At 71.3% G+C, this 14,637-nt stretch carries 14 protein-coding genes; 6 read left to right on the top strand and 8 right to left on the bottom strand.

The features are described from left to right. Nucleotides 1-206 (bottom strand): LysR family transcriptional regulator (locus AB0J71_RS42865; RefSeq protein WP_364419875.1); only part of this gene is annotated, 206 nt, incomplete at its 3' end. A 409-nt stretch (nucleotides 207-615) separates the two neighbouring features. Here AB0J71_RS42865 and AB0J71_RS42870 point away from each other — a divergent pair. From AB0J71_RS42870 to AB0J71_RS42880, 3 genes are all read left to right on the top strand, one after another. After that, nucleotides 616-1,035, top strand: coding sequence for a nuclear transport factor 2 family protein (locus AB0J71_RS42870; protein WP_364419877.1), 420 nt, complete (start codon nucleotides 616-618; stop codon nucleotides 1,033-1,035). A 233-nt stretch (nucleotides 1,036-1,268) separates the two neighbouring features. Then, complete coding sequence (locus AB0J71_RS42875; RefSeq protein WP_352323988.1) at nucleotides 1,269-1,712, top strand: VOC family protein; 444 nt, start codon at nucleotides 1,269-1,271, stop codon at nucleotides 1,710-1,712. Nucleotides 1,713-1,721: 9 nt separating this feature from the next. After that, a complete protein-coding gene (locus AB0J71_RS42880) occupies nucleotides 1,722-2,060 on the top strand; it encodes a hypothetical protein (RefSeq protein WP_352323987.1) in 339 nt (112 codons plus the stop codon). 47 nt (nucleotides 2,061-2,107) lie between these two features. Here the strand turns inward: AB0J71_RS42880 and AB0J71_RS42885 are convergent, their stop codons facing one another. After that, nucleotides 2,108-2,986, bottom strand: a complete 879-nt coding sequence (locus AB0J71_RS42885; protein ID WP_352323986.1) for a helix-turn-helix transcriptional regulator — start codon at nucleotides 2,984-2,986, stop codon at nucleotides 2,108-2,110. Between the two features lie 190 nt (nucleotides 2,987-3,176). Between AB0J71_RS42885 and AB0J71_RS42890 the strand changes: the two genes are divergently transcribed. Continuing rightward, complete coding sequence (locus tag AB0J71_RS42890) at nucleotides 3,177-3,935, top strand: SDR family NAD(P)-dependent oxidoreductase (protein WP_364419879.1); 759 nt, start codon at nucleotides 3,177-3,179, stop codon at nucleotides 3,933-3,935. 58 nt (nucleotides 3,936-3,993) lie between these two features. Here AB0J71_RS42890 and AB0J71_RS42895 read toward each other — a convergent pair whose 3' ends face one another. Genes AB0J71_RS42895 through AB0J71_RS42920 form a run of 6 tightly spaced genes read right to left on the bottom strand, consistent with a single transcriptional unit; the run spans nucleotide 3,994 to nucleotide 12,333 of the window. Next, nucleotides 3,994-5,211, bottom strand: a complete 1,218-nt coding sequence (locus tag AB0J71_RS42895) for an alpha-L-fucosidase (protein ID WP_364419881.1) — start codon at nucleotides 5,209-5,211, stop codon at nucleotides 3,994-3,996. Continuing rightward, a complete protein-coding gene (locus AB0J71_RS42900) occupies nucleotides 5,208-7,415 on the bottom strand; it encodes a right-handed parallel beta-helix repeat-containing protein (protein WP_364419883.1) in 2,208 nt (735 codons plus the stop codon). The genes AB0J71_RS42895 and AB0J71_RS42900 overlap by 4 nt, the downstream gene beginning before the upstream one ends. Then, the gene (locus tag AB0J71_RS42905) at nucleotides 7,412-8,782 is read right to left on the bottom strand and encodes a M1 family metallopeptidase (RefSeq protein WP_352323981.1); all 1,371 of its coding nucleotides are present in this window, start codon (nucleotides 8,780-8,782) and stop codon (nucleotides 7,412-7,414) included. The genes AB0J71_RS42900 and AB0J71_RS42905 overlap by 4 nt, the downstream gene beginning before the upstream one ends. Before the next feature lie 2 nt (nucleotides 8,783-8,784). Next, on the bottom strand, nucleotides 8,785-10,452 hold the full coding sequence (locus tag AB0J71_RS42910) for an extracellular solute-binding protein (protein WP_364419886.1): 1,668 nt from the start codon (nucleotides 10,450-10,452) through the stop codon (nucleotides 8,785-8,787). Between the two features lie 26 nt (nucleotides 10,453-10,478). Beyond that, nucleotides 10,479-11,366, bottom strand: coding sequence for a carbohydrate ABC transporter permease (locus tag AB0J71_RS42915; RefSeq protein ID WP_364419888.1), 888 nt, complete (start codon nucleotides 11,364-11,366; stop codon nucleotides 10,479-10,481). Beyond that, a complete protein-coding gene (locus tag AB0J71_RS42920) occupies nucleotides 11,353-12,333 on the bottom strand; it encodes an ABC transporter permease subunit (RefSeq protein WP_364419890.1) in 981 nt (326 codons plus the stop codon). The genes AB0J71_RS42915 and AB0J71_RS42920 overlap by 14 nt, the downstream gene beginning before the upstream one ends. Before the next feature lie 168 nt (nucleotides 12,334-12,501). Between AB0J71_RS42920 and AB0J71_RS42925 the strand changes: the two genes are divergently transcribed. Further along, on the top strand, nucleotides 12,502-13,542 hold the full coding sequence (locus tag AB0J71_RS42925) for a hydroxyacid dehydrogenase (RefSeq protein WP_364419892.1): 1,041 nt from the start codon (nucleotides 12,502-12,504) through the stop codon (nucleotides 13,540-13,542). Further along, nucleotides 13,539-14,618 carry a LacI family DNA-binding transcriptional regulator gene (locus AB0J71_RS42930; RefSeq protein WP_352323976.1) on the top strand — a complete coding sequence of 360 codons (1,080 nt, stop codon included), beginning with the start codon at nucleotides 13,539-13,541 and terminating at the stop codon, nucleotides 14,616-14,618. The genes AB0J71_RS42925 and AB0J71_RS42930 overlap by 4 nt, the downstream gene beginning before the upstream one ends. Nucleotides 14,619-14,637: the final 19 nt, after the last annotated feature.

Here is a 14,637-nt window from a genome sequence, read left to right on the forward strand (position 1 = left end):
GCGGCCGGCAGGAACCGCTCGCCCGCCTCGGTCAGCCGGATGCCGCCCTCGCGTTCGAACAGCCGTACCGCCAGCACTGCCTCCAGCCGCGCGATGCGCTTGGACACCGCCTGCTGGCTGGTCCCCAGCCGCTCGGCGGCGCGCCCGAAGTGCAGTGTCCCGGCGGTCACGACGAACGCGCGGACCAAGGTCAGGTCGAGATCCACGCCTACGACCATAGGCGACAACCAGGCGTTGTCGGCCGGGCGGGCGCGTTGTTGGCCTCGTCACTGCCCCCTCCGGTGAACTGGTCGCAAAAACCACCGGGGAGGCAGAGGGATGAAGGTGCCCGTTCCCGCAGGCGATCCGGCAGAACCGGTCGCGCTCGCCGACGTCCCCGAGCCGATCCCAGCGGCCCGGCCTGCATCGAGCGGGTCGTCGGTCACGCGATGGCGGGGGGCTGCGCGGAGTGCGTCGCCGTGCCGGTTGACGGCGCTCGCAGTGCTGCGCGACACCGTCGCCGCCGGCCTTCCTCGCCTTCTTCGACGGGCCCGAGCCAGCCGTCATCCGCCACTTGCGCGCCCCTGAACGCCCCCCTTGCCCACCACGAGACCCCCGACCGTAGGAGCGCAGATCATGAACGCCGTCACCGACCCCCGAGCCGTCGTCATCCGCTACGTCGAAGCCGTCCGGGATGGCGATGCGGACGTCGTCCACGACAGCTTCGCCGACGACGCGACCTGGCACTATCCCGGCGACCTGCCGATCTCGAAGGTGTGGCGGGGGCGCGACGCGATCGTCAACGACTTCCTGGGCGGCATGGGAAGGATCCTGGTCCCGGGAACCCTGCAGATCGAGCTGGTCAGCACGATCGCCGAGGGTGAGCACGTGGTCGCCGAATGGACCTCCAAGGCCACCACCGTCCACGACACCGTCTACGACAACCGCTGCATCGCCGTCTGCACCGTTCACCACGGCAAGATCACCTCGGTGATCGAGTACACCGACACCCAGCACGTCGCCGCCGCCCTCTTCCCCCACCACTCCACCCCTTGACCCGTCGGGACCGGGCGAGCCGCCGCGGACGAAACGCTCCAGCGCCTCCTCGCCGTTCGCGAGGTCCGCGCGGTTGAGCACCTGCAAGGGAGGCCGGGAAGCCGGGAAGATCAGGGCCGGGCAACGCATCGGGTCTCAAGCCGAGGCCGGTCCCCAGCAAGTGGGGTTCCCTTACGGAACCTAGAGTGCTACCTTGCTCATGCGTCTCTTGAAGAAACCCTGAAAGGCATCCGATGACATTCATCAGGCGTTTCGACCACGTCGGCATCACCGTCGCCGACCTCGACGCCGTGACGGCGTTCTTCGTCAGCCTCGGTCTGGAGGCCGATCCGAAGATGGCCGTCGAAGGCGACTTCCTGGACACGGTGATCGGCATGACCGGCGCCCGCACCGAGATCGTCATGCTGCGACCGCCCGGCGGAGGCACGACACTGGAGCTCTCCAGCTTCACGCGCCCGGACCACCTCCCGGGTTCGCCCGCCGCGCCCGCCAACGAGCTGGGCCTGCGCAACGTCGCCTTCGAGGTGCACGACCTGCAAGCCGCGGTGGACCACGCCGCAGCCGAGGGCTACGGGCTGGTGGGAGGCGTCGGCGAATACGAGGGCGGGTGGCGGATGGCCTACGTCCGCGGGCCCGAAGGCATCTGCGTCTCGCTGGCCGAACGCATCGAGAAGTAAGGGGACAGCATGAGCACGACCGTGACCGACGAACAGATCCAGGCTCTGGCCGCGACCGCGAAGCCGTACAGCCTGGCGCTCCTGCACTGGGGGCCGGACCGCACCAGGGACGGCGCGGACGCCATCGAACTCGAACACCAGCGACGCATGGTGTCCCTGCGCGCCGAGGGGGTGATCGCGATCCTGTGCCCGGTCGCCTCCGACACCATGGCCGGCGTCGCGATCATGACCGTGCCGGCCGAGGAGGCCTCGGAGATCATGGCCGGGGACCCCTGCGTGCAGGCCGGGATGATGCGCTACGAGGTGCACCCGTGCCACGGCTTCCCCGGAGACGCCCTCCCCGCATGAACGACCTGAGCCAGGTCGATCAGCGCCTGCCAGGTCTGTCAGGTGCGTCACGGGTCATCATGGAGCCGACCGGGGCGGACTGCCTCCGCGTGCTCCGGGTGCTCCCGGTGGGCGGTGTGCGACAGGGCGGCGAGGAGCCTCAGTCTCTCGTCGCTGTCGCTGTCCTTGTCGGGGTAGTAGAGGACGAGGATGACGTCGTCCACGGGGAGTTTGTCGCGGTGCAGCCGTAGTTCACCGACGACGGGGTGGTCGACGACGGCGGTCCCTCCGTCGAGGGCGCGGACGTCGTGCCGGGCCCACAGGGTGCGGAACGTCTGACTGGACAGTGCGAGTTCTCCGACGAGGTCGATGAACCGGGGATCGTCGGTGTCGTCTCCGACGCTGGTGCGCAGGGTCGCGACGAAGCCGGCGGCGGCTTTCTCCCAGTCCCGGTGGAAGGCCTGCTCCTCGGGGTCGAGGAAGAAGGAGCGCAGCCGGTTCTGGCCGGGCCTCAACCGCGGGGAGAGCGCGACGGCCATCGGGTTGGAGGCCAGGACGTCGAAGGCGCGTCCTTCGACGAACGCCGGGATCTGGAGATGGGCGAGGAGCTCGTGCACCCGTGCCGGCACGTGCTCGGGTCGCCTGCGGCGGCGCGTTCTGGGGCGGGGCGCGGCGAGGCCGAGCAGATACGCACGCTCGACGTCGTCGAGTCGCAGGACGCGCGCGAGCGATTCGAGGACCTGGGGCGAGGGGTTCTTGTCGCGGCCCCGCTCCAGGCGCAGGTAGTAGTCGGCGCTGATCCCGGCGAGCAGGGCGACCTCCTCCCGGCGCAGTCCGGGGACGCGGCGGTTGCCCCCGGACGGGAGGCCGGCCTGCTCCGGGGTCACCAGCTCACGGCGTGCGCGAAGGTAGCTGCCGAGCCGATTATCGGATTTATCGCCCTTCATACCGACACCGTAATGCGGTGCGTGCGTCCCAGAGGGGGTCCTGTCAGGACCAGGGAAGACGGGGGCGCTGCCAGGCCCGCAGGAGGACGTCCACACTCGAGACGTCACCGCCGCGCCCGGTGACGCCGTCCGTCATCGAAGGCGCCGCAGGCCCGAACGCCGCGGCGCACCCCACCGAAGGGAAGACCTCGTGGACCTCTCCAACCGCACCGTTCTCATCGTGGGCGGAACCTCGGGCATCGGGCGGGAGCTGGCCCGGCGGTTCGCCGCGGCGGGCAGCACCGTGGCCGTCGGAGGCCGCAGCGCCGAGTCGCTCCAGGAACTCGCCGGCGAAGGTCTGGGTGCGTTCGCCGTCGACGTCACCGACGACGCCTCCGTCGCACGCGCCCGCGACGCCGTACTCGCCCGCTACCCCGAGCTGGACACCGTGGTGACCATGTCGGGCGTCATGCTCCTGGAAGATCTGCGCGACCCCGCCCACTTCGACGCCGCGCGGACGACGATCGACACCAACCTGCTCGGCACCATCCGGGTCATCGACGCCTTCACCCCGCACCTGGTGCGGCGCGGCGCCGGCACGTTCGTCACCGTCACCTCCGGGATCGCCTTCCTGCCGTTCCCGCCCATGCCCACCTACGCCGCCTCGAAGGCCGCGGTGCACGCCTACTCCGAGGCGCTTCGGGCGCAGCTCGACGGCACCGGCGTCGGCGTCGTCGAACTCGTCCCCCCGGCCGTCGCCACGGCGGGCCAGGAGAAGGTGAACCCGCACGCACTGCCGCTCGACGACTTCGCCGAGGAGGTCACGCGGTTGCTCTCCCAGGACCCGACCCCTGACGAGATCCTGGTCGAGCGGGTCCTCATGCACCGCTGGGCCGAGCGCGACGGCACCTACGACGAGCTCGTCGCGCAGCGCTCCCAGGCCCTGGCCATGTTCTCCCGATCCTCGTGACAGCGTCCCGGCCAGGCGTCGTCGCCCGGCTCCTGCCGCACGCGCCCGTGGACGCATGTCACCCGGGCCGCAGGAACAGCTCGACGACCGGGATCGTCACGTCGGGGCGGGTGATCGGCAGCCGCAGGGTCAGGGTGTCCTCCGGCAGGCCGCGCAGGTAGTGGTGGAACGGCTCCTTCGGGTCGATCTCGACGAACGGCACCTCCGAGGCGTCGTGCAGGAACTGGGCGTAGGCCACCCGGCCGCCGAGGCCGGGCAGGTGCACGTGCTGCATCGGCCACGACAGCAGGTGCAGGTAGAGCCGGTCGCCGCGCCGGGTGTAGCGGCAGTCGGGCGGGGCCTCGAACTCCGCGGGCCCCGCCCCGTGGATGGAGCGGGCGTGCAGGCGCATCCATGCGCCGATCCCGCGCAGCCGTTCCAGGGCCCGCGGCTCGAACTCGCCCCGGGCGTTCGGGCCGACGTTCAGCAGCATGTTGCCGCCCTTGGACACGGTGTCGACCAGCATCTTGACCAGCAGTTCGACCGGCTTCCAGTCCTGGTTGTCGCGGTGGTAGCCCCAGCTGCCGTTGAGCGTCTGGCACGCCTCCCACGGCCGGTGGCCGGGCACGCCGCCGGGCGGCATGACCTGCTCGGGCGTGGTGAAGTCGCAGCCGCCGAGCCCGAGCCGGTTGTTGACGAGGATGCCCGGCTGCAGCTCGCGGACCATCCGCTCCAGCTCGGCCGAACGCCACTCGTCGGGGCCCTTGGCGCCGAACCCGCGCCCGGCGTAGGAGAAGTCGAACCACATCGTGTCGATGCGGCCGTAGCGGGTCAGCAGCTCGCGGACCTGGCCGTGCAGGTAGTCGGCGTATTTCGTGATGTCGCGTTCGCCGAGGTCCTCCTCCCGGCGGGGGTGGTAGAGGTCGTTGGGGAAGTCGGGGTGGTGCCAGTCGAGCAGGGAGTAGTACAGGCCGGTGCGCAGGCCGCGCTCCCTGAAGGCGTCGAGCATGGGGGCGAGCAGGTCGCGCCGGGCCTTGAAATCGGTCAGCGCGGAGTCCCACAGGCAGAAGCCGTCGTGGTGCTTGCTCGTGACGACCAGGTACTTCATCCCGGCGTTGACGGCCTCGTCGGCCCAGGCGGCCGGGTCGTAGAGGTCGGGGTCGAAGTGGTCGAAGTAGCGGCGGTAGCGCTCGTCGTCCATCTTCTCGTAGGACTGCACCCACTCGTGGCGGGCGGCCGCCGCGTAGATGCCCCAGTGGACGAACAGGCCGAACCGGGCCTGCGTGAACCAGCTCATGGGTGCACCATCACGGCCGACAGGCCGATCCTGCCGGTGCCGGTCCGCTGGATCCGCACGTACCGGCCCTCGGCGTCCACCGCGACCACGGACGGGCGCAGCGCCCGGCCCGGCAGCGGCACCCGCGTGGCCTGCGCGAAGTCGGGGGTGGCCGAGACCAGCAGTTCGGCGTCGGCCGTGGTCATGGACGCGTCGTTCCAGATCTCCACGGTGCCGATCCGGTGCTGGCCGCCCAGGTCGACCTGCCACCAGGAGCCGGGCGCGGACGTCGTCCTGGTGTCGGTCACCGTGGAGCCGTCGAGAGCGTTCGCGGCCGCCGCGGCGCCCTCGGTGGCGGACTGGGTCGCGGCGCCCGTCCTGGCCAGGTCGGGTTCGAGCTGCTCGACCGGGCCGGGGCGCGCGCCCGCCGCCGCGGCGACGGCGAGCGCCGCGTCGGGCAGCCGTTCCAGGGCGGTGTGGTTGTCCGCCTGCCGCGAGCCGCGGCCGGACAGCTCCGGCGCGGTGGTGTCGGTCCAGTTGCCGGTGGCGAGGTTGTCGATGCCGTACCCGGCCCAGTTGGAGATCCACTTGTAGCCGACGCGGGTGATCACGTTGCCCTCGACCGTGATGTGGGAGCTCTGCTCGTCGAGGTAGACGCCGTTGCCGTCGCGCTCGGTGTTGCCGTACGCCGACCGGTTGAGGTAGTTGCCGGAGATCACCGTGCCGGGCTGCGGGCCCTGGGTGTAGATCGCGCCGCCGTCGTGCTGGTCCTCGGCGACCATCATGGCGTCCACGATCCTGTTGCCGGTGATCCGGTTGTCGCGCATGTCCGGGTTCTGGGCCACCGGCTGGTTCCAGCCCCACCCGACCGACACGCCCGAGTACGGCAGCTTCTCCAGCGTGTTGTGGTCCACGCGCAACCCGGACTCGTAGCCCGCCCAGACGCCCACCGCGTCGGTGAACTCGCGGCCGGTCCGGGTGATGGTGTTGCGGGCCACCGTGTTGCGCTCGCCGCGCAGCTCGGCCGGAGGGTTGGGCTCGGTGTCGCCGACGTAGACCGCGCCCGACGACAGGTCGGTGAACGTCGAGCCGGTGACCGCCGAGTCCTTGGCGCCGCCCTCCAGGATCACGCCGGCGCCGCCGAGGTGCGCGAACGCGGCTGCGTCGACGGTCACGTCCCGGCCGCCGCGCACGACGAGTGCCGCGGCCGGCTTGGTGTAGAAGCGGCCGGCGTGGTCCTCGGGGCCGGTCGCGCCGGTCAGGGTGAGGCCGCCCTGCGTGCCCGCGTACCCCTCGTCGGTGTCCGGCTGCAGGTAGGCGGCGTGCTCGAAGCCCAGCCCGGCGATCCTGACCCGGCTCGCGCCCTCCAGGCGCAGCAGCGTCTCGGTGGCGGGCGCGATCACGTCGTCCAGCCGCTCGCCCGGCCGGGGCAGGTAGGAGACGGTACGGGCGGTCCGGTCGAAGACGAACTCGCCCGGCTCGTCGAGCAGCTCGGCGGCGTTCTCGAAGAAGGACACCTTGGAGTACCGGGAGGAGTCGACCGTCGTCGAGTCCCACGCGGGCCCGGTGCGGCCGGTGCCGCTCGCGGAGTTCGTCCAGCACGGCTGGACGAAGGTGATCACGTCGCCGTCCACGCGGTCGATGCGGCAGCGGTAGTTCCGCCACCTGACCTTGATGACCGCCTCGGCGTTCGCCGGGTGGGCCCAGCCCGCGACCCCGCTCTTCACCGCGCCGGTCATGCCCGTCTTGGTCGCGTCGCAGGTCGAGGCCGGGCACGACCCGCCGCGGGCGCGGATCGCGCGTACGCCGCCGACGAAGAGCTGCCGCGGCGAGAGGCCCTCGGGAACGGGCGCGACCTGAAGGCGTCCCTCCTGCCGCCAGCCGGTGATCGGCACGCCGCCGGACAGCACCGGACGGGCGCCGGGGGCGGCGGTCCAGGTCACCGTGTGCCCCTCGGGGCCGGAGTCGCGCCGGTCCAGGACGAGCGGCGCGGCCATCCGGTAGACGCCGCCGGCCAGGCGGACCTCGACGTCGCGGTCCATGCCGCCGGCCAGGGCCGCGCGGACCTTGTCCCGCGCGGTCTCCAGGGAGCACGGGTTGACCTGGTTGCAGGCCGCGGACCGGCCGTCCGGGGCGACGTGGAAGACCTTCGGGGCCGGGCCGGTCGCGGAGGGCGTCGCGGGGGTCAGGGAGAGGGCCAGGGCGAGGGCGATCGCGGCGTTCACATTCCCTCCAGCGGGGGGTTCTGAGGTCCGTAGAGCCAGGCGCGCAGGAATCCGTCCAGGGCGGGACGGTGGGCGGTGGCGGCGGCGTGGGCGATGAAGTCCTCGGTGGAGGCGTTGCCGTCCTTGTTGCGCTGCACCCACCGGCGCATGATCCGGTCGAACGTCTCCTCGCCGACCTCGGTGCGCAGGGCGTACAGGACGAGGGCGCCGCCGTCGTAGATGTTGTAGCCGCCCAGGCCCTTCGGCCTGCCGGGCGGGCCGTCCTTGGCGCGCACCTCGTCGAGCTTGGCGTACACGCCGCGCATCCTGTCGGCCAGCGGCTGGCCGCCGTGCTCCTGCGCCCACACGGCCGCGTAGTAGACGGCCGGGCCCTCGTTCAGCCAGGCGTCCTGCCAGGTGGCCGGGGTCACCGAGTCGCCGAACCACTGGTGGACGAGCTCGTGCACCATCGTGTTGGAGTACGCGGGCCGGTCGAACCACCCGGTGCCGAACAGCGACAGCGTCTGGTTCTCCAGCGCGTCGGTGTACCCCGGGTAGATGTGCACCCCGTACGTGGAGAACGGGAACCGGCCGAACCTGGCCTCCGCCCAGGCGATCTGGGCGCCGGTCTCGGCGGCGATCGGCGCGTACCTGGCCTCCTGGCCCTGCGGGACGACGTGCCGCAGCGGCAGCGCGTGCGGGCCGGTGCCGTACACGTACGTGCCCTTGACCACGGCGAGGCCGATCAGCTCCGAGGCCATCGGCTCGCGCTCCTCGAACGTCCAGGTGCCGCCGTCGCGGCCGGTCAGGACGCCGTTGGCGGTGGCGACGTACCCCTCGGGGGCGGTGACGCGGAAGGTCCAGGTGGCCTTGTCCGACGGGTGGTCGTTGACCGGGAAGAACGTGTCGGCCCTGCTGGACTGCGCGGCGGCGGCGAACCCGCCGTCGGGGCCGAAGCGCCAGCCGGTCAGGCCCGCGCGCGGCGCCTTGCCGTTGCCGTGGAAGCGCACCTCGGCCTCGAACGGGACGTGCTCGCGCAGCGGCTCGGCGGGCGTGACGGTCAGCTCCTGGCCGCTCTGCCCGGCGGACAGCGCCCAGGCGGCGGGCCGGCCGTCGACCGTGACGGCGTCGATCACGTGCCCGTCGGTGTCGAGGTTGAAGGACGACAGGGCCTGGGTGGCCTTCGCGGTGAACCGTACGACGCCGGAGAAGTCGTAGGTGACCGGGGTGAAGTCGAAGGAGACGTCGTAGTGGCGCACGTCGTAGCCGCCGTTGCCGAGCGTCGGGAAGAGCGGGTCGCCGAGGCCGGGCGAGCCCGGCGACGGGGGTACGGCGGCGGCGGTGCCGAGCAGCGCGGCCGCGACGAGGGCGAGGACGGTCCGCTTCATGGTCAGCCCGCCTTCGGAGACTGCTCGATCGCTTCCTCGAACTCGGCGCGCGCCTGGTCGCCGCCCTGCGCCCGCCAGTCCTTGACCAGCTTGTCCAGGTCGCTCAGCGGCGCCCGCCCGGCCACGATGGAGGTCACGCGGTCGGTGCGCATGGTGTACAGCGACTCGTACTTGTTCTCGTTGGCGGGGGAGTACAACCCGACCGTCGGGTCCTCCACGCCCACGGCGATCATCTTGCCGATCGCGTCGTGCATGATCTTCACGGCCTCCTTCGAGGAGGAGTCGAACAGCGCCTGCGTCGGCGCGGCGACGAACTTCCACGGCACGGCGGTGTCCCGCCCGCCCTGCTCGGTCAGCACCGGCGCGCCCTTGGCGTCGCGCGTGTGGTCGGTGCCCTCCAGGCCGTAGTTGAGCAGCGTGTACTCCTCGCTGCCGAACGGCGAGGCGAAGAAGTCGGCCACCCGCAGCAGCTCCTTGGCCCGCTGCTCGTCGCTCTTCTTCAGCATGGTGATCGAGACGACGATGTTGTTGAGGAACGCCTTGGCCTTCGGGCCGACCGGCGTGAGCGGCCGCGGATCGGCCGCCGGGTCGATCTTCTTGGACGTCTGCAGGTAGCCGGTGGGCCCGAGGTAGGCGGGCAGGCCGTCGTAGACCATCGCGGCGTGGCCGGAGTTGAACTCGTTCTTGCGCTTGAGGCCGTCGAAGCCCTCCGAGCCGGGGTAGACGGCGCCCGCCTCGCGGAGCCTGCGGACGTACTCGACGGCCGCCCTGTACTCCTCGGTCTCGATGGCGTGGACCAGCTTGCCGTTCTCCAGCCGCCAGGCGTTGGGGGCGCCGAACAGCTGCGAGAAGATCGACAGGCCGTACACGCCGCCGACCATGGTGAGCACGCCCCACTGGTTGTCCTTGGGCCTGGTCACCTCCTTGAGCAGCTCGAACAGGCGGTCCATGTCGGAGATCTGCGACAGGTCGGTGACGCCCGCCTTCGCGAACATGTCGGCCCGGTAGAAGCCGAGGCCGCCGACCATGTTGCGCGGGATGGGGATGCCGTACAGCTTGCCGCCGACGATGCCCTGCTTCCAGAACACCTGCGGGATCGCCGCCAGGTTCGGGTACTGCTTGACGGCGTCCCCGCCGAGCAGCGCCGTCAGGTCGGTGCACTGGCTGGCCGCGAACGCGGGCAGGTTGTTCACCCCCTGCGACTGGATGTAGGTGAACATGTCGGGCAACGTGCCGCCCGCGACCATCGTGTTGAACTTCGTCGGCCAGTCGTCGGAGGAGACCGCCTGCACGTCGGCCGTCCCGCCGAGCCGCTTCTCCACCTCCTGCCACGCCGGGTTCTGCGCGCGGCCGGGCGGCGGCGGCAGGAACGTCTGCACCGCGATCTTCACGGTCCCGCCCGACATGGGCGGCTTGGCGACGGCCCTGAACAGCTTGTCCGGATAGGTGAAGTAGCCCTCGGGAACGCCCGTGGGGCTGCCCGGCAGGTCGGGGGTGAGCGTGCCGGCGAGCGGCGTGTACGTCGGCAGCTTGATGGTCAGCCCCTGGGCCTTGGCGGCGGGCGCGGCGGACCCGCCGCCGCAGGCCGCCAGGGCGGAGGAGGCGACGACACCCGCCGCCGTGGCGGCGCCGAGCCGCAGGAATCCTCGGCGCGAGACGCTTTCTCTCATGGGATCTTCCTTGGGGGGTTGGGGGGTCAGCCTTTGACGGCGCCGGTGAGCACGCCCTTGGTGAAGTAGCGCTGCAGGAAGGGGTAGACGAGCAGGATCGGCACGATCGCCACCACGAGCACGGCCATCTGGACCGCCTGCACGGGCGCCGGCGCCTCGGCGGCCGTCACGGTCTCCATCGAACGGCCCTGCAGGACGAACGTGCGCAGGATCAGCGGGAGCGGGAACTTGTCGGAGTCGTCGAGGTAGAGCAGGGCGTTGAAGAAGGCGTTCCAGTAGCCGACGGCGTAGAACAGCGAGATCACCGCGAGCACCGCCTTCGACAGCGGCAGCACGATCCTGACCAGGATGCCGAAGTCGCCCGCGCCGTCGATGCGGGCGCTCTCCAGCAGCTCGCGCGGCAGCCCCATGAAGAACGAGCGCAGCACGACCAGGTTGAACGCGCTCACCAGGCTCGGCAGGATCAGCGCGCCGAACGAGTCGATCAGGCCGACCTGCTTGACCAGCAGGAAGTTGGCGATCAGGCCCGGGTTGAAGAGCATGGTCAGCAGGGCCACCATCAGGATCCAGCGCGAGCCGGTCACCTCGCGGCGGCTCAGCCCGTACGCCATGCCGATGGTGGCGAGCATGCTGGCGAGCGTGCCGGCGGCCGTCACCAGCACGCTGACCAGCAGCGCCCGCGTCACCACCCCGCCGCTGAAGATCGTCGAGTACGCCGCCAGGCTCGGCGCGGACGGGACCAGCACGAACCCGCCCGCCCGCGCGATGTCGGACTCGGCCGACAGGCTGGTGCCGATGACGCCGACGAAGGGGTAGGCCACCAGCAGGACGACCGTCGTGAGGATCGCGCTCTTGAGGATCAGGCCGGGCGTGGAGGGCCGCTCCATCCAGGCCGGCCGGCTACTTGTCGCCACCGCGGTACACCCCCTCGTGGCCGAACAGGTGGGCCACCTTGTTCGCGCCGAGCACCATCGCGGTGCCGACGACGGTCTTGACCAGGCCGACCGCGGCCGCGGGCCCCCACTGGCCGTCCTTGACGCCGTTGAAGTAGACGAACGTGTCCAGCACCTCGCCCGCCTCGGGGCCGACGTTGTCGCGCTGGAGCAGGATCTGCTCGAAGCCGACGGACAGGATGCTGCCGAGGTTGAGTATCAGCAGCAGGACGATGATCGGCGTGATGCCGGGCAGCGTGACGTGCCACAGGCGGCGCCAGCGGCCCGCGCCGTCCATGGCGGCGGCCTCGTACAGGTCCTGGTTGATGGCGAGCAGGGCGGCGAGGAAGATGATCGTCGCCCAGCCGGCGTCCTTCCAGATCACCTGCAACGTCACCAGCAGCGGGAAGACGTCGGGGTCGGTCATCATGTCGTAGCGCGGCAGGCCGGCGCTCTGCAGGAAGTTCGGCAGCGCGCCCGCGCCGCCGAGGATCTGCTGGAACACCGAGACGATGATCACCCAGCCGATGAAGTGCGGCAGGTAGACCACGCTCTGCACGAACCTGCGCACCCTGTCGCTGACCACGCTGTTGAGCAGCAGGGCGAGGGCGATCGGCGCGGGGAAGAAGAGCACGAGCTGGGTGAGGGTGATCTTCAGGGTGTTGCCGAGGGCGTTCCAGACGCCGGGGTCGCCGAAGACGGCGGCGAAGTTCCGCAGCCCCACCCAGGCGCTGTCGATGAAGCCGATGTAGGGCTGGTAGTCCTTGAACGCGACCACGTAGCCGAACAGCGGCCCGTAGTGGAAGACCAGGAAATAGATCAGCCCGGGCAGCGTCAGCAGGAGCATCACCCGGTCGCGCCGGAGGCGCCGCCACAGCGAGAGCCTGCGCGGCCTCTCGCCGGACGACGACGCTGTCCCGGCACGGGGGGCGTCGAGGGTAGCGGTCATGCGCTGGGTCCTTCCGGTTGGCGAGGAAGCTAGTAAGCGCTTTCATGCTTCGTCAAGACCCTGGCCGGAAGTCGTCCCTTTCTGAGCCGGGCTTCTTGACCTTTACGCAGGTGACGCCCTAGCGTGCCGCAGCAGTGCGTAGAACGCGCTTACTATCGGGAGATGGACGTGGGCAGACAAGAGGCGCCGGTGAGACCTCCGCACACCCGGCCGAGACCGCGCGCCGTGCTGGCGATGGCGCCCGGGGTGCGCGAGGAGGTGTTCGGGCCCCCGGCCCTGCGCCGCCTCGGCGAGCTGACCGAGCTCCACGACCAGGTGCTGCACGAGGTCGGATCGCCGGACGCCCTGCGCGCGCTGGCCGCGGCGGAGGTCCTGGTGACCGGCTGGGGCTGCCCGAAGATCGACGCCGGGCTGCTCGAACACGCCCCCGGCCTGCGTCTCGTCGCGCACGCGGCCGGCACGGTCAAGACCTTCCTCGACCCGGCCGTCCTCGAACGCGGCGTCCGGGTCTGCAGCGCGGCCGACGCCAACGCGGTGCCCGTCGCCGAGTTCACCTTCGCCGCCATCGTCTTCGGCGCCAAGCGGGCCTTCACCCTGGCCCGCCGCTACCGCGAGCGCGGCACCCGGCGCGACTTCTCCGGCCTGCCCTGGCTCGGCGCCCGCGGCATCACGGTCGGCCTGGTCGGGCTGTCCAGGATCGGCCGGCGCGTCATGGAACTGCTCGGCGGCCTCGACGCGGACGTGCTGGTCTACGACCCGTACGCCGACCCCGCCGGGATCGCCGAGCTCGGCGGCACGGCCGTCGACCTCGACACCCTGGTCAGGCGGTCGCACGTGGTCAGCCTGCACGCCCCCGAGACCCGCGAGACCCGCCGCATGCTCGACGCCAGGCGGCTGTCGATGCTCCGCGACGGCGCCGTCGTCGTCAACACCGCCCGCGGCGGCCTGGTCGACACGGACGCGCTGGTCAAGGAGGTACGCAGCGGCCGGCTCGACGCGATACTTGACGTCAGCGACCCCGAGCCGCTCCCGCCCGGCCATCCGCTGTTCGACCTGCCCAACGCGTTCGTGACCCCCCATCTGGCGGGCGCGCAGGGCAACGAGCTCGGCAGGCTGGCCGAGTCGACGCTCGGGGAGATCGCCCGTTACGCCGCCGGGCTGCCGCTGCTGCACGAGATCGATCGCGGCGAGCTCGACCGAATGGCATGATCGACAGCGAGGAGGTGCCGGTGACCGAGCCGAGCCTGGCGACGATGGCCGACGTGGCGAAGCACGCGGGCGTCTCCAGCGCGACCGTGTCCCGGGTGATCAACGGCAACTACCCGGTCTCGGCCGTCACGCGCCAGCGGGTCGAGCGGGCCATCGCCGAGCTGGGCTACGTCGCCAACGCCCACGCCCGTGCCCTGGCCGGAGCCACCAACAGGACCGTCGGGATCATCATCAACGACGTGATCGACCCCTTCTACGCCTACATCGCCCGGGGCGTCGAGCGCGAGGCCACCAGGCACGGCCGCCTGTGCATGGTCTGCTGCACCCACGGCAGCCACGAGAAGGAGCTCGCGCTCATCGACCTGCTGCACGAGCAGCGGGCCGACGCCGTCATCCTGGTCGGCGGCGCCTACGAGGACCGCGCCTACGCCGCCCAGGTCGCCCGCCGGGCCCGCGCGCTGCACGCCAGCGGCTCCACGCTGGTGCTGTGCGGCCGGCCGTCGCTCGGCGACGACGTGCCGACCCGGGTCGTCGAGTACGACAACGAGGGCGGCGCCTTCGCGATCACCGACCACCTCATCACGCAGGGGCACCGGAAGATCGTCTTCCTGGGCGGGCCGCCGAGCCTGTCCACGACCGTCGCGCGGCTCGCCGGGCACCGCCGCGCGCTCGCCTTCCGCGGCCTGCCCTACGACAAGGGCCTGATCCACCTCGGGCAGCTCAACCGCAGGTTCGGCTATGACCGGATCCGCGCGCTGCTGGCCGACAAGCTCGACTTCACGGCGCTGTTCTGCGCCAACGACACGGTCGCGGCGGGCGCGATGCAGGGGCTGGAGCTTGCGGGCGTGCCGGTGCCGGAGGCGGTCTCGGTGGTGGGCTACGACGACGTGCCGATCGCGCAGGAGCTGCGGCCGCAGCTGACGACCGTGCGCATCCCGCTGGAGGAGCTGGGCCGCCAGGCCGTCCGCCTCGGCCTCGACGTCGGGGACGACGACGACTACCTCTCGCCCGTGCAGACGATGGCCAAGGTCGGCACGAGCATCGTGGTCAGGGCCTCGGTCGCGCCACTGTCGTAGGAAGCGCTTACTGATCATG

It is taken from the genome of Nonomuraea sp. NPDC049637 (assembly GCF_040675235.1).
Taxonomy (GTDB): Bacteria; Actinomycetota; Actinomycetes; order Streptosporangiales; family Streptosporangiaceae; genus Nonomuraea.